Source organism: Citrobacter sp. U14242, from assembly GCF_046555775.1.
Taxonomy (GTDB): Bacteria; Pseudomonadota; Gammaproteobacteria; order Enterobacterales; family Enterobacteriaceae; genus Citrobacter.
In genome coordinates this window covers 276,294-292,947 of record NZ_JBKGLW010000004.1, presented here as the reverse complement: position 1 = coordinate 292,947, position 16,654 = coordinate 276,294, and the positions used below count along the sequence as shown (strand labels likewise).

Genomic DNA, 16,654 nt, shown 5'->3' with positions numbered 1-16,654 from the left:
AGGGTAATACAATGAAATTCAGTGAACTGTGGTTACGCGAATGGGTTAACCCAGCAATTGATAGCGATGCGCTGTCAAACCAAATTACGATGGCGGGCCTGGAAGTTGACGGTGTGGAAGCCGTTGCCGGTGAATTTAACGGTGTTGTTGTCGGTGAAGTGGTTGAGTGCGGTCAGCACCCGAACGCTGACAAGCTGCGTGTCACTAAAGTGAACGTCGGTGGCGATCGCCTGCTGGATATCGTCTGTGGTGCGCCGAACTGCCGCCAGGGACTGAAAGTTGCGGTAGCGACCATTGGTGCCGTTCTGCCTGGTGATTTTAAAATCAAAGCGGCTAAGCTTCGCGGTGAGCCGTCTGAGGGGATGCTGTGCTCCTTCTCTGAACTGGGTATTTCCGACGATCATAACGGTATTATTGAACTGCCTGCTGATGCGCCGATTGGCACCGACATTCGTGAATATCTGAAACTCAACGATAACACCATTGAAATCAGCGTTACGCCGAACCGTGCCGACTGCTTAGGCATTATCGGTGTTGCGCGTGATGTGGCTGTGCTGAACAAAGCTCCACTGGTTGAACCGGAAATCACTCCGGTAGCGGCGACCATTAACGATGTGCTGCCTATTCAGGTTGATGCTGCTGACGCGTGCCCACGCTATTTGGGACGGGTGGTGAAAGGTATCAACGTGAAAGCGCCAACGCCACTGTGGATGAAAGAGAAACTGCGCCGTTGCGGTATTCGCTCCATCGATGCAGTGGTTGACGTGACTAACTATGTACTGCTCGAACTGGGCCAGCCGATGCACGCATTCGACAAAGACCGCATTGAAGGCGGAATTGTCGTGCGTATGGCAAAAGAAGGGGAAACCCTGGTCCTGCTCGACGGCAGTGAAGCAAAACTGAGTGCGGATACGCTGGTGATTGCTGACCACAACAAAGCGCTGGCCATGGGGGGGATCTTTGGTGGTGAGCACTCTGGTGTGAATGATGAAACGCAAAACGTTCTGCTGGAATGCGCGTTCTTCAGCCCACTGTCTATTACTGGTCGTGCGCGCCGTCACGGCCTGCACACCGATGCTTCTCACCGCTATGAGCGTGGTGTCGATCCTGCGCTGCAGTACAAAGCAATGGAGCGAGCAACGCGTCTGCTGATTGATATCTGTGGCGGCGAAGCCGGCCCGGTGATCGATGTGACCAACGAAGCGACGTTGCCGAAGCGCGCGACCATCACCCTGCGTCGTAGCAAGCTGAACCGTCTGATTGGCCATCATATTGCCGATGATCAGGTGGCTGATATCCTGACCCGTCTGGGTTGTGAAGTGACCGTTGGCCAGGACGAGTGGCAGGCGGTCGCGCCAAGCTGGCGTTTCGATATGGAGATTGAAGAAGATCTGGTCGAAGAAATTGCCCGCGTATACGGTTACGACAATATCCCAAATACCCCAATTCAGGCAGGACTTATCATGGGTGAACATCGTGAAGCGGACCTCTCGCTGAAACGTGTTAAAACCATGCTGAATGACAAAGGCTACCAGGAAGTTATTACCTACAGCTTTGTTGATCCTAAAGTCCAGTCGCTGTTGCATCCGGGAGAAGAGGCGCTGCTGCTGCCAAGCCCAATCTCTATCGATATGTCAGCAATGCGTCTTTCTCTGTGGACCGGTTTGCTGTCAACGGTGGTTTATAACCAAAACCGTCAGCAAAACCGTGTGCGCATTTTTGAAACGGGTTTGCGTTTTGTACCGGATACGCAGGCTAACCTCGGTATCCGTCAGGATCTGATGCTGGCTGGCGTGATCTGCGGCAACCGCCACGATGAACACTGGAATCTGGCGAAAGAGACGGTTGATTTCTATGATCTGAAGGGCGATCTGGAAGCTGTTCTCGACCTGACCGGTAAACTGGCGGACATCCAGTTCAAAGCTGAAGCGAATCCAGCCCTGCATCCGGGCCAGTCTGCGGCGATTTATCTGAAAGGTGAACGTATTGGTTTCATTGGGGTTGTTCATCCTGAACTGGAACGTAAACTGGATCTGAACGGTCGCACTCTGGTGTTCGAACTGGAGTGGAATAAGCTCGCAGACCGCGTGGTGCCTCAGGCGCGTGAAGTTTCTCGCTTCCCGGCGAACCGCCGTGACATCGCCGTTGTTGTGGCTGAAAACGTTCCCGCAGCGGATATTTTATCCGAATGTAAGAAAGTTGGCGTAAATCAGGTAGTTGGCGTAAACTTGTTTGACGTGTACCGCGGTAAGGGTGTTGCGGAGGGTTATAAGAGCCTCGCTATCAGCCTGATCCTTCAGGATACCAGCCGTACACTTGAAGAAGAGGAGATTGCCGCTACCGTCGCCAAATGTGTAGAGGCATTAAAAGAGCGATTCCAGGCATCATTGAGGGATTGAACCTATGGCGCTTACAAAAGCTGAAATGTCAGAATATCTGTTTGATAAGCTTGGGCTTAGCAAGCGGGATGCCAAAGAACTGGTCGAGCTATTTTTCGAAGAGATCCGTCGTGCTCTGGAAAATGGTGAGCAGGTAAAACTCTCTGGTTTTGGTAACTTCGATCTGCGTGATAAGAATCAACGTCCGGGCCGTAATCCGAAAACGGGCGAAGATATTCCCATTACAGCACGGCGCGTGGTGACCTTCAGACCCGGGCAGAAGTTAAAAAGCCGGGTTGAAAACGCAACGCCCAAAGAAGAGTGATTTAACGATACGCAAAGTATGACGCGTATAACTAAAAAGGCCGCTATGCGGCCTTTTTCCTTTTCACTACTGAATCAGCACCGTAGAATCACCCCCATCTCTTTTCAGCAGAATGGAAAACATGCTGACTTTTGCCCATCAACAACAGCGACGAAACGTGCGCTGGATACTGTCTCTGTCAGTGCTGATGCTGCTGGCAACAATTATAAGTTTATGCGCAGGAGAACAGTGGATTGCTCCCGGTGATTGGTTTAGCGCTCGCGGCGATCTGTTCGTCTGGCAAATTCGACTTCCCCGTACACTTGCCGTATTGCTGGTCGGTGCCGCACTGGCACTCTCTGGCGCAGTGATGCAGGCGCTGTTTGAAAACCCACTCGCGGAGCCTGGCTTACTCGGCGTGTCTAATGGCGCGGGGGTAGGGCTTATTGCGGCTGTTCTGTTGGGGCAGGGGCAATTGCCCGGCTGGGCATTGGGCCTATGCGCCATTGCTGGTGCGCTGATTATCACCCTCATTCTTCTTCGTTTTGCCCGTCGACATTTATCGACCAGTCGTTTGCTGCTGGCCGGCGTGGCGCTGGGGATTATCTGCAGCGCTCTGATGACCTGGGCTATCTATTTTTCCACCTCTTTCGATCTTCGACAGTTGATGTACTGGATGATGGGGGGCTTCGGTGGCGTAGACTGGCATCAGGCCTGGCTCATGGTCGCGTTGCTCCCCGTATTGCTGTGGATTTGCTGCCAGTCGCAGCCGATGAATATGCTGGCGCTGGGGGAAACCTCCGCGCGCCAGCTGGGGCTGCCTTTATGGTTCTGGCGCAACCTGCTGGTGGTTGCCACGGGATGGATGGTGGGTGTGAGCGTGGCGCTGGCAGGGGCAATTGGTTTTATCGGGCTGGTGATCCCCCATATTCTGCGACTGTGTGGATTAACCGATCACCGCGTTTTACTCCCTGGGTGTGCGTTGGCGGGGGCAATTGCACTACTGTTTGCTGATGTCGTCGCACGTCTGGTACTGGCATCGGCTGAGTTACCCATTGGCGTAGTGACGGCCACGATGGGCGCACCGGTATTTATCTGGTTATTGTTAAAAGCTGCGCGCTAGAAAGTGCAGATTCGGTCTATGCTTACAAGCTGAACAGGGTCATTCCACTATTCACCTGTTGTTCTGGAGATGCTATGCAAAACACGCTTTTTAATACGGAAGTGACAACCATCGACGGCGAGGCGACCTCATTACAGGCGTATGCCGGAAATGTACTGTTAATTGTCAACGTAGCCTCAAAATGTGGGTTAACGCCACAGTATGAGCAACTGGAAAACCTGCAGAAAGCCTGGCATGGGCAGGGTTTCACCGTTCTGGGATTCCCCTGCAACCAGTTTCTGGGGCAGGAGCCCGGCAGTGAAGACGAGATTAAGATGTATTGCAGCACAACCTGGGGTGTTACTTTCCCGATGTTCAGTAAGATTGATGTCAATGGCGAAGCCCGCCATCCGTTGTATCAGAAGCTGATTGATGCGGCACCCACTGCGGTTGCACCGGCAGATAGCGGATTTTATGCGCGTATGGCGAGTAAAGGCCGGGCACCGCTCTACCCGGACGATATTCTGTGGAACTTCGAAAAGTTCTTAGTCGGTCGGGATGGACAGGTGCTGCAACGTTATTCACCTGATATGACGCCTGAGGACCCGATTCTTGTACACGCTATAAAGACTGCATTGGCCAACTAATGTCCCGATTAATGCTGCTACAGGATGTTGCTGAATCGACCCGACTCGGCCCGCTATCTGGTGAAATTAAAGCAGGCGAGATCCTGCATTTAGTGGGCCCCAACGGCGCGGGGAAAAGTACGTTGTTGGCGCGAATGGCGGGACTGACGACCGGAGAGGGGAGCATCACCTTCGGTGATATACCGCTCGGTGACTGGCCGGCAGCGAAGCTGGCGCAATATCGTGCTTATCTTGCGCAACAGCAAAATCCGCCATTTGCGATGCCGGTCTGGCATTTTCTGACGCTGCATCAGTCTGATAAAGCGCGAACAGACCTGCTGCAGGAGGTGGCTGATGCGCTTGGGCTGGGAGATAAACTGGGACGTGGTGTTAATCAGCTTTCAGGGGGGGAATGGCAACGTGTGCGTCTGGCGGCCGTCATCCTGCAAATGAGTCCGCAGTCTAATCCGCATGGGCAACTTTTGTTGCTGGATGAGCCGATGAATAGCCTGGATGTGGCGCAACAAAACGCGCTGGATAGAGTGTTGAGCCAGCTGTGTCTGCAGGGAATCGCCATTGTGATGAGTAGTCATGATCTTAACCATACGCTACGCCATGCGCACAAGGCGTGGTTGCTCAAACGCGGAAAGCTGCTGGCGAGCGGTTCGCGTGATGTGGTGTTGACGCCAGCAAATCTGTCGTTGGCCTATGGTGTAAATTTCCGTCGCCTGGATATTGAAGGCCACAGAATGCTCATATCAACCACTTAAGTTAAATGGGTTCTTGAAAATCACATAATTTCCACGCTAAATTGACACAAAAATAAAAATCAGAGGATTCGTCCTGAATGCGCTTTTGGCTCCTTTTCATCACAGCATTGTTTTTGGCGGGGTGCAGCAGCCATCGTGCTCCTGCGCCGAATGCCCGACTGTCGGACTCTATCGCTGTTATCGCGGGTCTTAACGATCAGTTGCAAACCTGGCATGGAACTCCCTATCGCTATGGCGGCATGAGCCGTAGCGGGGTGGATTGTTCGGGATTTGTGTTGATGACGATGCGTGACCAATTCGATCTTCAATTACCGCGAGATACGCGTACTCAATCAAAGATTGGTACCGAGATCGATAAAGATGATTTGCTACCCGGCGATCTGGTTTTCTTTAAAACGGGTTCCGGTGAAAGTGGTCTGCATGTCGGAATCTACGATACCAATAATCAATTTATCCATGCTTCAACCAGTCGCGGAGTGATGCGTTCTTCGCTGGATAACGTCTACTGGCGTAAAAACTTTTGGCAGGCACGCCGAATTTAATCATTACGGATGACGAGATCGGCGCGCGGTTGTCTCGTCATCCTCATTTTAAATGCCAACTTTCACTTCTGCTGTTTGTCGGTCAATAACCCCAAACGTTAAGAGCGTATCTTGCTAAAAATATGATTTATCCCGAGATATTAAAAAGTGCAAAGCTGGATATTCGTTTATAATCAGGATAAGCTAAAAAAAAAGGATTCGATTTACTGGCTAAAAAGGGAAAAATGAAAGGGCCTCTATTTGTATCAGCAGCAACGTATTTTTCCATCCTTTGCTACAGGATCCCGGATTACACCCATGCAGAGGGGCTGGCACAATGATTGTTTCACTGGATTATCTTTATCATTCAGAGTTCTCTTTTCTTCCTGCACGAAGTGAAAAAGGCGACCTTGAGTACGTCGATATTGTTACAAATTTTGTCAGTGCCGATGGCAACGTACGCATGCCAACAGAGCTGGTGATGCCCCGGATGTCAGACGACGATCAATGTCGTTTATTTGCCGAGAAGCTGGAATTAATCGAAACGTGCCAACATTTTTTTATTCAACGCAAAATTCCTGCCTGGCTTAATTTAACGCCAGCGGTTGCTAATACTTTATTATCAGATGCTGAATATGCTTCACGTGTTGAACGATTTTCATTTATTGAACTGACGATTAATGAAAGTTATCCGGAGTTAAACAGTGGCAAAGAAAATCCCACACTGGCTGCCCTGGCTGCGCGATTCCCATTAATACTGACAAACTACGGAGCCGGGGGCATATCCACGCGGGCAATTTTTGATGGTCTGTTTAAACGTGTCGTGCTGGATAAAAACTTTGTTCAACAGAGGATTACACATATTTCGTTTGAGCCGTTTATGCGGGCTATTCTGGCGCAATTATCCCCCAGTTGTGAATCAATCATCATTAGCGGTATTGATACACAAGAGATGCTGGCGCGGGTATTACCTTTGGGATTCAGCGCGATGCAAGGGGGGCTGTGGCCGGCGGTATCACCTGCAAAGATCATTTCACTGGTAAAATGATAACCCTTTTATTTGCTGGTGTTTAACAGACTATTAACAGTCTACACTAGAGACAGGAGGCCCTATGACCCTGTCTTTTACTACTCGCTGGCATGATGAATTACCAGCAACCTATACCGCTCTTTCGCCCACCCCCCTGAAAAACGCGCGCATCATCTGGCATAACGATGCTCTGGCTGCGCAATTGGGTATTCCAGCTGCGTTGTTTGATGCTTCTGGTGGGGCAGGTGTATGGGGGGGCGAATCGCTATTACCTGGGATGTTGCCTTTGGCACAAGTCTACAGCGGGCATCAGTTCGGTGTCTGGGCTGGGCAGCTTGGCGATGGACGAGGGATTTTGCTGGGTGAGCAATTGCTTGCCGATGGCACAACCCTTGACTGGCATCTGAAAGGCGCTGGATTAACGCCTTATTCCCGCATGGGGGATGGGCGCGCCGTGCTGCGCTCGACGATTAGAGAGAGTCTGGCCAGTGAAGCCATGCATTATCTGGGGATACCTACAACCCGGGCCTTGTCGATTGTCACCAGCGAGACTCCGGTGCAGCGAGAGACCACTGAAGCAGGCGCGATGCTCATTCGCGTGGCACAAAGCCATATGCGTTTTGGCCATTTTGAGCACTTTTATTATCGTCGTGAACCGGAAAAAGTACGCCAGCTTGCTGACTTTGCGATCCGTCATTACTGGCCACAATGGCAGGAAGAGGCGGATAAGTATCAGTTGTGGTTTGCGGATGTTGTTACGCGCACGGCGACGTTAATGGCCGACTGGCAAGCCGTAGGCTTTGCGCATGGGGTGATGAACACGGACAACATGTCGATTCTTGGCCTGACGATGGATTATGGTCCCTTCGGTTTCCTTGATGATTACGTGCCAGATTTTATCTGCAACCACTCCGATCATCAGGGGCGCTATAGTTTTGATAATCAGCCTGCTGCGGCTTTGTGGAACCTGCAACGTCTGGCGCAGACGCTTTCACCATTCATCCCGGTTGATGTGCTCAATGATGCGCTGGACGGTTATCAACTGGCCTTGCTAACCCGCTATGGGCAACGCATGCGGCAAAAACTGGGTTTCTTTAGCGAGCAGAAAAACGATAACGAAATCCTTAGCGAACTGTTTAGCCTGATGGCGCGGGAAGGTAGCGACTACACGCGAACGTTCCGCATGCTCAGCCAAACTGAGCAACACAGCGCCTTGTCCCCACTGCGCGATGAGTTTATTGACCGTGCGGCATTTGACGACTGGTTCACACGTTACCGCACGCGTCTGCAACAAGACAATGTGGCTGACGTTGCCAGACAAGCGCAGATGAAGACGGCGAATCCGGCGATGGTGCTACGTAACTGGCTGGCGCAGCGGGCAATAAGCCAGGCAGAGCAGGGTGATTATAGCGAACTACATCGGTTACACGCTGCGTTACGTACGCCGTTCATCGATCGGGATGATGATTATATCAGCCGTCCACCTGACTGGGGTAAACGGCTGGAGGTGAGTTGTTCCAGCTAAGGTGCGAGAAAAACGTGTGGGGATGCGTTGGCCGGGTGTTGGCCAACGTGAACCTGGGCACCGTACCAGCGTATCAGATCATCAGCCTGTAACACGGCGTCGGGCGTCCCTTGAGACACAATGCTTCCTTGATGGAGCAGTATGATCCGGTCAGCCCACAGTGCAGCCAGATTGAGATCGTGAAGGATGATGCAAACATGCAATTCTCCTGCAGCGGTGAGTGTCTTTAGTAATCTCAGCAGATGCTGCTGATGGTAAAGATCTAACGCTGACGTCGGTTCGTCGAGAAATAGCCAACCGCGGGGTCCGGTGTTGCACCACAATTGCGCCAGCGCACGGGCTAACTGAACGCGTTGTTGTTCGCCACCGGAAAGCGCAGCGTATTGCCTGCCCGCCAACGGTGTGCAGCCGGTGATTGCCATTACCTGAGCGATAAGCTCGGGCTCGGGATGTTGGGACCAGGGGGCACGGCCCATCGCGATGACGGCTTCTGTCTGCCAGTCAAAACCTACCTGTGTTTGCTGACGCATAACCGCACGATGGCGCGACAGCGACTGCGTACTCCAGTCAGCCAGTGATTTGCCATCTAACAAACAGTGTCCGGCAGTCGGTTTAAGAAAGCCGGTCAACAGACGTAGCAGGGTGGATTTTCCCGCACCATTCGGCCCGATTAACACGACCAGTTCACCTTTAGCGAGTTTGAGCGATACGTCGTCAATAACCGAGCGCTCAGCAAGGCGATAGTGAAGTCCTTCGGCAATAAAATGTTCAGCCATGCGCTCCTCGCTGACGAAAAATAAGCCATAAAAACCATGGCGCACCGAGAATACTGGTCAGCAGACCAACGGGCATTTCCGCAGGCGCAACTGCGGTGCGGGCGAGAGTATCGGCAATCAGTAGTAACAACGCGCCAGCCAGAACAGAGCCGGGGATCACGGCACGATGGTCTGATCCGAGCCACATACGCATTAAATGCGGAACAACCAAACCGATGAACCCAATGACTCCGCTGACCGCTACAGCAGCGGCCACGAGTAATGCGCTGCACAACAACAAAATACGTTGGATCGTCCGAACATCAATGCCGAGATAATGCGCCTCCTCCTCACCCAGTTGTAGCAGGTTCAGTGCCGTGGCCAGGCGCCAGATAACCAGTACTGTTGGGAGCATTAGCGAGGTGACAGCCAGTAGTGTTGACCACTGCGCAGAACCCAAACTGCCCATCCCCCAAAGTGACAGCTGCCGCAGCTGCGCATCATTGCTGATCCACGACAGAACGCCGACCGCGGCCCCGCAGAGTGCGTTGATGGCAATTCCGACCAACAACAGACGCGATAGCGAACCGTCACGCTGCTGGCTGAGGATAAAAATCACCACGGTGGCAGCCAGCGCACCGAGAAATGCCGCCATCATTGGCGCATACAGCATGAGTAACGCGGGTAATGAGACAGGTAACACCACCCACAGGGCGACGGCGCAGGCCGCACCGCTGCTAATGCCCAGTAGCCCTGGGTCGGCAAGCGGGTTGCGAAACAATCCCTGCATGACGCAACCAGCCAGTGCCAGTGAGCCGCCAATCACCAGCGCCAGCAGAACGCGTGGTAGCCGAATGGTGAGCCAGATTTGACGCAACGCATCATCTCCGTCCAGCCAGAGCAGGCTTACCGGCAGGCGCAACGCGCCAAAACCGGTCGCCAGTATCGTCACTACACCCAGCAGAAAGGCCAGCGTCCATAACGAGCAGGTGATTCGTCGGGCCATCAGGGCAATTGCTCCGCTTTGGCGCGTAGCTGCAAAATGGCCTGTGCCGTACGAACGCTAAAGCCCAGTAATGCCATATCATCAATCTGCAGCACCTGCTTATTGCGCCCGGCAGGCGTTTGCGCAAGCCCTGGCAGTGCCCACAGGTTAGCTTCACCACCAACGGCCTGAATACCATCCCGCGAGATCACCACCAGGTCGGGCTGGCTGGCTATTACGCCTTCTTGTGATAACGGCTGGTAACGGCTAAAACCCTGCATTGCGTTACGTAAGCCAGCTGCGCGAATAGCGGCATCAGCCCCCGTTTCCTGCCCTGCAGCCATTGCGGTCATTCCACCATGATTGAGAATAAACAGGACGCGTTTATTAAGCTCCGTGGCGGGTAATGCTGCGAGTTCCTGGCGTAACCTGTTGCGCAGGGCTTCGCCTTTAGCCTCCTGGTGTGTAGCCTGCGCAATAACCCGCACTTTCTCATCAATCACGCTAAGCGTATTGCTGGCAGGGACCATGACAACCCTGACGTTGCTGTGCTCGACCTGCTTCAGGGCCAGAGAAGGCTGCGCTTGTGCGCTGGCTAGCACCAGCGTAGGGCGGGTAGCCAGGATACCTTCGGCGTTGAGCTGACGTAAATAGCCTACATCGGGTAATTGGGTCGCTTCCTGTGGCCACTGGCTGGTGCTGTCACGTGCCACGAGGGATGATTGCGCATCCAGCGCATACACAATTTCGGTGACATCGCCACCGAGAGCCACAACCCTTTCTTCAGGCGCTGCCAGCGCCGCGACGGGGAACAACGCAATCAGGACCAGCAGTTTTTTCATGCGGCCAGCCCTTTAGGCGTGAGCGCGTCAATCTGCGCGCGCCATTGCGTCTGCTCTGGTTCGCCTTCCGTACGTTGACCATACAGCTGGGCGATTTGCGTACCGTCGGCAGCAAACAGTTCCAGACTGGTGACGTGGCCATCGGCGGTCGGTTTGCGCGTTACCCACGTTTCTGCCACGCTCTCTTCCAGCAGATGTAAGGTAAATGCCGGGTTGAATATATTTAGCCAGCCTTTCATCGGCACCAGTTTTTCTATCACGCCGGTAAAAATCTGTACGCAGCCGCGATTACCCACGAAGACCATAATTTCATTGCCATCCTGGCGCGCGGTATCAAGTAATTGCGCCAGTGCGCTATTAGAAACTTTACAGGCCAGATCGTCGCCAACGAGATTAAATGCCTGTTGACGGGTGAGATCGTGGCGTTTCAGCAGACCAAAGAACTGATGTACATCGGTCATGGCTCGCCACTCTTGATCAACCGTCTTCGCATCGACCGTGATGGTGGCTGGTGCAGAAGTGTCGGCAGGTTGCAGTACCAGTGGCGGGTTTTCAGCGAAGATGAAACGGGTCAGCAACGCAGCCCATTCCTCAACGAGGGTATTCTGTGTGACATAGACTTTCAGTAACGCATCCCCCTGATGGTCAAAGAACTGAATGCTCTGACGCTCGCCGTGGGCGGTGGTCTCACTGATATGAAAGGCGCTTGCCCACTGATTAAGGAACAGGCGCAGGTCGAGGGCGCGCGGATTAAGAACCAGTCCGGCATGACCGTTCAGGTGCTGATTGGTAAAAGCGCCAACCTGTTCATGCACCGCATACTCATTACGGCAAATACATTTTGTTTCGCCTACGGTTTCCAGAGCGCCGAGGATTTCGCGCACTTCGCCACGTAAACGCCACGCGTCATGACCGACGCGTGCAAAGGTCAGCTCAGCTTCGCTAATGTTCATCAACCCCGCGATGTCACGCGCATATTTTCCAGGATGTTCTTTTTTCAGTTCCAGCCAGCGTGTGTAGTGATTCATTGCCTCTTCCTTCCAGATTGCTGCCCCGGCTTGTCGGGGCAGGGTGATTACCACTGATAACTCACGAAAACTTTGCCGTTACGGCCATCTTGCGGAATGCCTTGTGGAGACCAGTACTCTTTATCAAAAGCGTTACCCAGTACCAGTGTGGTGGTCATACCTTTCAGTGCCTGTTGACCCTGATAGCTCACGTAAAAGTCGTTTACTGCATAGCCGGGCTGTTTGGTGTAGCTGCTGCTGATATGGGTTGAACGGTCCGCAAACGTGCCTATCCAGCCGACTGAGAAACCGCTGTGTGCCACGGGTATGTCCAGTTTGCTGGTGACGGTGTCCGGGTTAATGCTGGAAATGTATTCACCGGTGTCGGTATCTTCGCCTCGTGTACGGTTGTAGGCCATGTCTAAACTGAACAGATCGGCGGAGTACTTCGCCATCACGTCCCAGCCCCAGATTTTGGCATTGGGTACGTTATAGGACATGGTTGTCGCGGCAGCAAAATTGACGCTGGTGGAGATGTAATCTTTCGCTTTGGTATCGAAATAGCTGGCTTTAAATTCGAGCGCATCGCTTACCATCAGCAAATCGTCAAAGCGCAAACCGAAGCCATACTCCTGCGTTTCGTTGGTTTCCGGACGCAGGTTAGGATTGGGTACCCAATAGTTGGTGTAAAAACGGCCGATGGAGAAGTGTTTTGCATCGTTGTACATCTCGCCCATTGTCGGCGCGCGGAAAGCCTGAGCCCATGATCCGAACAGCATCAGCCAGTCGGCCGGCGTGACGGTCATTCCTGCGCGGGACGACCATTTGTCGGCATCGACATCCGCATAACCCTCGCTGCTACCGCGATATGAGTCATAGCGTGTACCACCCAGTAATGTTACTGGCATATCCCGTAGGGTGATTTCATCCTGTAGCCAGCCGGAGCTGAAATCAATTTTTGCCTCAGGGAAACCGGTCGTCGCACCACCGGGGCGTTGTTCCTGGCGATAGTATTCCCCACCGTAAGTTAACAGGTGAGAAGCAAAGGAGTCGGAAAACAACCGGCTGCGGTTATCAATTTTCCCGCCTTTGGTCGTTTGTTTGCGAAACTCATTAGTCGCATCCGGATTCTGGGCATTAATGCGAGCCTCGGACCAGTAAATGCGTGCATCAGCGTTCAGCCAGTCATTGTCCGCAGGGGCGAGCGTGTAGGTCAACTGTGCGTCACGCTGGATCGTTGAGCGATCGGTCATCGGGTTGTTACTGGTATCTGCTGCGCTGGTTTGCGGATTTTTGGGCTCACGTGCATCATTGTTGTAATAGCGTAGTGAACCTGCCAGCGTCTGGGCACTGTCAATTTTCCAGCTCCCTTTTGCCAGCATATTGTTTATTGCTTCATCGTTCGGTGCGGTGGTACCGTCGCTCTGGCGTAAGTCACCGCGATCGCGAGTTGACCAGGCGAGCAGACCGTCCAGCGTGTCGGTTCGACCAAACGCGCTGGCACCCATGCCGAGGCTATGATCGCCCGAGGCAGCAGTACCGAACACGCGGTAACCGCTGTTTTTATCCGCTTCAAGTAAGTCTTTAGCATCTGCTGTGTCATAGGCGATTACCCCGCCGAGCGCACCGCTGCCATACAGCAGAGCCGAAGGGCCACGCACCACTTCGATACGTTTAATGAGCGCCGGATCAAGAAATGTGCTGTTCAGGTGTCCGGTGTCGGTTCCCTGACGTACGCCGTCTACCAGCACCAGAACTCCACGTCGGTCATAGCCGCGCAGATTGACGTCCTGACCGTTGGTCCGTCCCGTACCGTCAAGGGTAAGTCCAGGCACTTTACGTAACAGATCTGCCGCTGAACTGGCAGTCTGGTTTTCCGGCGCGGTCGCATCAATAACGCTGACCATCATTGGCGATTCAAAGGCACTGCGGGCATTGCCGGTGGCGGTGACCGTTATATCTTCAGCCGCCGCAAATGCGGCGACGGGAAGGCTACTTACGATCGCCAGCGCCAAAAGCGATGGGCGCAGCGATGTCGTGTGCAGGTGTGGCATAGCAACTCTCCATTAGAAAATCGAAAGCGCTGGCTGCCTGGGTATCACCTGGGTGGCTGGCGTAATAGGTATTTATTTAGTCAGAATGAGTTTACCGGCATGTGTCTGGCGCAACAGGTAGTGCTGACCAGCATGTTCTATGATCACTCGTCCTTCATTTCCCAGCAGACTTTTACTGTCAATCCGACGTTCGTTAGACGTGACAGGAGGCGGTGTTTTTTCTTTTGCAGGCGTTGCTGTAGTGTTATCCATACGTGACATAGTGTTTAAAAATAACAATCAATGTAACAATGATAATCATTATCAATAAACTGAGAATTTGCATCAAGCCTTTTTGTGAAATAATTGTGACGGGATCAAATTTGCGGGATTGTGCGGCATTAAAAAAGCCCGGTAGCATTACGCTGACCGGGCCTGGATGGGCACGAACCGTAGGTTGGGTCAGGCGAAACCGCCACCCGGGCATGATTTTAGAATCGACTGTCTACCGCCGCGGCGAGTTTTTCGACCAGCAGTTCCGTATCTTCCCAGTTCAGGCAGGGATCGGTGATTGACTGACCATAAACCAGTGGCTGGCCGCTGACGATTTTTTGCGTACCTTCGCGTAAGAAACTTTCCGCCATGATCCCGGCTATTGCCGTCGAACCATTGCGGATCTGCTGACAGACGTCATCGCACACGTCTAACTGACGGCGATGTTGCTTCTGGCAATTGCCATGGCTGAAATCCACCACCAGATGCTCCGGCAAAGAGAATTCATGCAGCGTATCGCAGGCCGCGGCAATATCTTCGGCAGAGTAGTTCGGCTTTTTACCACCGCGCATGATGATATGACCGTAGGGGTTGCCGCTGGTCTGATAGATAGTCATCTGACCGGTTTTATCCGGTGAGAGGAACATGTGGCTGGCGCGTGACGCGCGAATAGCATCGACGGCGATACGTGTATTGCCATCAGTCCCGTTTTTGAACCCGACAGGACAGGAGAGCGCGGAAGCCATTTCACGGTGAATTTGGCTCTCTGTGGTGCGTGCGCCAATAGCGCCCCAACTGATCAGATCGGCAATAAACTGACCTGTCACCATATCAAGGAACTCAGTGGCCGTCGGTACACCCAGTTCGTTGACCTGTAACAGCAGTTTACGTGCCAGCTCAATACCATGATTTACACGATAGCTGCCATTCAAATCCGGGTCGGAAATGAGGCCTTTCCAGCCCACGACGGTACGCGGTTTTTCAAAATAGGTACGCATCACGATTTCCAGACGCGCCTGGTGCTTAGTGCGCAGTGCCTGCAAACGCGTGGCGTATTCCATGGCGGCATCGAGATCGTGAATCGAGCAAGGACCAACGATGACCAGCAAGCGAGGATCTTCACCATTCAAAATTTTTTCTATCCGACGTCGGGAGTCCGTAACATGGCGGGCGACGGAGGACGAGACAGGATGCCGTTGCGCAAGCTCTGCTGGAGTGACCAGGTTGTCAATACGCGCAGTACGGAGTTCATCGGTTCTGTTCATTACTTATCTCAGAAATTTGTTGCTTCAACGGCAGGACTACCGGGAAGTGATGTGCATCACAATAACACACTCATCCTGCCTGGTGGCGAGCATAATAGCAAAAAATCGAACCAATGCACTAGCATTCTAGTACATGCGGCGATTCAGCCCCATGATGTCGAGGATCTTGGTGGCAATCTCTTCTACTGAATAATTGGTACTGTTCAACCACGGAATTTGATTTTTCCGGTACAGCGCCTCTACTTCAGCAACTTCCATACGGCACTGGCGCAGTGAGGCGTAGCGACTGTTTTCACGGCGTTCTTCGCGGATCGCCGTCAGGCGTTCAGGGTCAATCGTCAGACCAAACAGTTTGTGTTGTAACGGCTTCAGAGAGGCGGGCAGCACCAGATTATCCATATCATCGGCAATAAAGGGGTAGTTAGCGGCCCGGATACCAAACTGCATTGCCAGGTATAAGCTGGTAGGCGTTTTTCCGCAGCGGGAAACGCCAAGTAGAATCACCTGCGCCTGATCAAGGTTGCGCAACGAGATACCGTCGTCGTGCGCGAGGGTATAATCAATGGCTGCAATACGCGCATCGTACTTGTTGAGGTTGCCCGGATTCAGTCCGTGCGTGCGATGCGCGATCGGTGTGGGGTCGAGTTTCATCTCGTGTTGCAGTGGGGCGACCAGTGCCTGGACGATGTCCTGGCAAAAACCCTCACTTTGTAAAATGATCGAGCGAATTTCCGGCAACACGATGGAGTAGAACACCAGAGGACGCACACCCGTTTGTTGATAAATGGCGTCAATCTGGTCTTTAACCGCACGAGCACGGCTCTCATTTTCAACAAACGGCAGCGTAATGCTGCTGATCGTGACCGGAAATTGCGACATTACCGCGTGACCCAATACCTCTGCGGTGATGGCTGTGCCATCAGAAATATAAAATACATGACGATCAACAGCATTATCCATTTTGCTCATCCTGGAGGTAGACATAATTCTCTGAAAGCATAAATTAAAATTCGTCAGAAGCGAATATTGCTGCATCTATTTTATAAATTGAAACAGTATTTTTATATTTAATGAAAAGTACATTTCATTTTTCGGAACAAATGTTTATACCGACTGATTTTGTGGTGATCCCGTGCCGTTCGCGGGTTTGCGCAAATGCGTAAAGAATCTGAAAAAATAAAAAATAAAGTTGCTTGAACGATTCACCGTTTTTTTCGCTGAAGTAAATATGCCAAGAT

At 52.6% G+C, this 16,654-nt stretch carries 16 protein-coding genes; 8 read left to right on the top strand and 8 right to left on the bottom strand.

Translation table 11 applies throughout. The features are described from left to right. Positions 1-11: 11 nt before the first annotated feature. The 8 genes from pheT to selO all read left to right on the top strand — a co-directional run bounded on the left by pheT (position 12) and on the right by selO (position 8,256). On the top strand, positions 12-2,399 hold the full coding sequence (pheT, locus tag ACLJXE_RS08490) for a phenylalanine--tRNA ligase subunit beta (RefSeq protein WP_410750637.1): 2,388 nt from the start codon (positions 12-14) through the stop codon (positions 2,397-2,399). A 4-nt stretch (positions 2,400-2,403) separates the two neighbouring features. Next, complete coding sequence (gene ihfA, locus ACLJXE_RS08485) at positions 2,404-2,703, top strand: integration host factor subunit alpha (protein WP_003030571.1); 300 nt, start codon at positions 2,404-2,406, stop codon at positions 2,701-2,703. A gap of 121 nt (positions 2,704-2,824) precedes the next feature. Beyond that, on the top strand, positions 2,825-3,805 hold the full coding sequence (gene btuC / locus ACLJXE_RS08480) for a vitamin B12 ABC transporter permease BtuC (protein ID WP_286630120.1): 981 nt from the start codon (positions 2,825-2,827) through the stop codon (positions 3,803-3,805). Positions 3,806-3,879: 74 nt separating this feature from the next. Next, positions 3,880-4,431, top strand: coding sequence for a glutathione peroxidase (locus tag ACLJXE_RS08475; RefSeq protein ID WP_410750636.1), 552 nt, complete (start codon positions 3,880-3,882; stop codon positions 4,429-4,431). After that, complete coding sequence (gene btuD, locus ACLJXE_RS08470) at positions 4,431-5,180, top strand: vitamin B12 ABC transporter ATP-binding protein BtuD (RefSeq protein WP_286630118.1); 750 nt, start codon at positions 4,431-4,433, stop codon at positions 5,178-5,180. The genes ACLJXE_RS08475 and btuD overlap by 1 nt, the downstream gene beginning before the upstream one ends. Before the next feature lie 77 nt (positions 5,181-5,257). Then, complete coding sequence (locus ACLJXE_RS08465) at positions 5,258-5,722, top strand: NlpC/P60 family protein (RefSeq protein WP_005120307.1); 465 nt, start codon at positions 5,258-5,260, stop codon at positions 5,720-5,722. A 316-nt stretch (positions 5,723-6,038) separates the two neighbouring features. After that, positions 6,039-6,749 carry an EAL domain-containing protein gene (locus ACLJXE_RS08460; protein ID WP_410750635.1) on the top strand — a complete coding sequence of 237 codons (711 nt, stop codon included), beginning with the start codon at positions 6,039-6,041 and terminating at the stop codon, positions 6,747-6,749. 64 nt (positions 6,750-6,813) lie between these two features. Continuing rightward, entirely contained in the window at positions 6,814-8,256 is a 1,443-nt protein-coding gene (selO, locus tag ACLJXE_RS08455) for a protein adenylyltransferase SelO (protein ID WP_410750634.1), read from the top strand. Here selO and ACLJXE_RS08450 read toward each other — a convergent pair. From ACLJXE_RS08450 to ppsR, 8 genes are all read right to left on the bottom strand, one after another. Further along, positions 8,253-9,032 carry a heme ABC transporter ATP-binding protein gene (locus ACLJXE_RS08450; RefSeq protein WP_410750633.1) on the bottom strand — a complete coding sequence of 260 codons (780 nt, stop codon included), beginning with the start codon at positions 9,030-9,032 and terminating at the stop codon, positions 8,253-8,255. The genes selO and ACLJXE_RS08450 overlap by 4 nt on opposite strands. Beyond that, positions 9,025-10,017, bottom strand: coding sequence for a FecCD family ABC transporter permease (locus ACLJXE_RS08445; RefSeq protein WP_410750632.1), 993 nt, complete (start codon positions 10,015-10,017; stop codon positions 9,025-9,027). The genes ACLJXE_RS08450 and ACLJXE_RS08445 overlap by 8 nt, the downstream gene beginning before the upstream one ends. After that, positions 10,017-10,838: a hemin ABC transporter substrate-binding protein gene (locus ACLJXE_RS08440; protein ID WP_410750631.1), complete on the bottom strand. Its 822-nt coding sequence runs from the start codon at positions 10,836-10,838 to the stop codon at positions 10,017-10,019. The genes ACLJXE_RS08445 and ACLJXE_RS08440 overlap by 1 nt, the downstream gene beginning before the upstream one ends. Beyond that, positions 10,835-11,866 (bottom strand): hematinate-forming heme oxygenase ChuS, encoded by a 1,032-nt coding sequence (gene chuS, locus ACLJXE_RS08435; RefSeq protein ID WP_410750630.1) that lies wholly within the window; start codon positions 11,864-11,866, stop codon positions 10,835-10,837. Before chuS ends, ACLJXE_RS08440 begins: the two co-directional genes overlap by 4 nt. A 47-nt stretch (positions 11,867-11,913) precedes the next feature. Then, entirely contained in the window at positions 11,914-13,899 is a 1,986-nt protein-coding gene (locus ACLJXE_RS08430; RefSeq protein WP_410750629.1) for a TonB-dependent hemoglobin/transferrin/lactoferrin family receptor, read from the bottom strand. Positions 13,900-13,971: 72 nt separating this feature from the next. Beyond that, entirely contained in the window at positions 13,972-14,160 is a 189-nt protein-coding gene (hemP, locus tag ACLJXE_RS08425) for a hemin uptake protein HemP (RefSeq protein ID WP_410750628.1), read from the bottom strand. 209 nt (positions 14,161-14,369) lie between these two features. After that, on the bottom strand, positions 14,370-15,416 hold the full coding sequence (gene aroH / locus ACLJXE_RS08420) for a 3-deoxy-7-phosphoheptulonate synthase AroH (protein WP_286630110.1): 1,047 nt from the start codon (positions 15,414-15,416) through the stop codon (positions 14,370-14,372). 126 nt (positions 15,417-15,542) lie between these two features. Further along, the gene (ppsR, locus tag ACLJXE_RS08415; RefSeq protein WP_137383349.1) at positions 15,543-16,376 is read right to left on the bottom strand and encodes a posphoenolpyruvate synthetase regulatory kinase/phosphorylase PpsR; all 834 of its coding nucleotides are present in this window, start codon (positions 16,374-16,376) and stop codon (positions 15,543-15,545) included. Between the last annotated feature and the right edge of the window lie 278 nt (positions 16,377-16,654).

Coding starts and splice junctions, on each gene's coding strand:
- pheT (WP_410750637.1), top strand. CDS start 12: ATGAAATTCAGTGAACTGTGGTTACGCGAATGGGTTAACCCAGCAATT.
- ihfA (WP_003030571.1), top strand. CDS start 2,404: ATGGCGCTTACAAAAGCTGAAATGTCAGAATATCTGTTTGATAAGCTT.
- btuC (WP_286630120.1), top strand. CDS start 2,825: ATGCTGACTTTTGCCCATCAACAACAGCGACGAAACGTGCGCTGGATA.
- ACLJXE_RS08475 (WP_410750636.1), top strand. CDS start 3,880: ATGCAAAACACGCTTTTTAATACGGAAGTGACAACCATCGACGGCGAG.
- btuD (WP_286630118.1), top strand. CDS start 4,431: ATGTCCCGATTAATGCTGCTACAGGATGTTGCTGAATCGACCCGACTC.
- ACLJXE_RS08465 (WP_005120307.1), top strand. CDS start 5,258: ATGCGCTTTTGGCTCCTTTTCATCACAGCATTGTTTTTGGCGGGGTGC.
- ACLJXE_RS08460 (WP_410750635.1), top strand. CDS start 6,039: ATGATTGTTTCACTGGATTATCTTTATCATTCAGAGTTCTCTTTTCTT.
- selO (WP_410750634.1), top strand. CDS start 6,814: ATGACCCTGTCTTTTACTACTCGCTGGCATGATGAATTACCAGCAACC.
- ACLJXE_RS08450 (WP_410750633.1), bottom strand. CDS start 9,032: ATGGCTGAACATTTTATTGCCGAAGGACTTCACTATCGCCTTGCTGAG.
- ACLJXE_RS08445 (WP_410750632.1), bottom strand. CDS start 10,017: ATGGCCCGACGAATCACCTGCTCGTTATGGACGCTGGCCTTTCTGCTG.
- ACLJXE_RS08440 (WP_410750631.1), bottom strand. CDS start 10,838: ATGAAAAAACTGCTGGTCCTGATTGCGTTGTTCCCCGTCGCGGCGCTG.
- chuS (WP_410750630.1), bottom strand. CDS start 11,866: ATGAATCACTACACACGCTGGCTGGAACTGAAAAAAGAACATCCTGGA.
- ACLJXE_RS08430 (WP_410750629.1), bottom strand. CDS start 13,899: ATGCCACACCTGCACACGACATCGCTGCGCCCATCGCTTTTGGCGCTG.
- hemP (WP_410750628.1), bottom strand. CDS start 14,160: ATGTCACGTATGGATAACACTACAGCAACGCCTGCAAAAGAAAAAACA.
- aroH (WP_286630110.1), bottom strand. CDS start 15,416: ATGAACAGAACCGATGAACTCCGTACTGCGCGTATTGACAACCTGGTC.
- ppsR (WP_137383349.1), bottom strand. CDS start 16,376: ATGGATAATGCTGTTGATCGTCATGTATTTTATATTTCTGATGGCACA.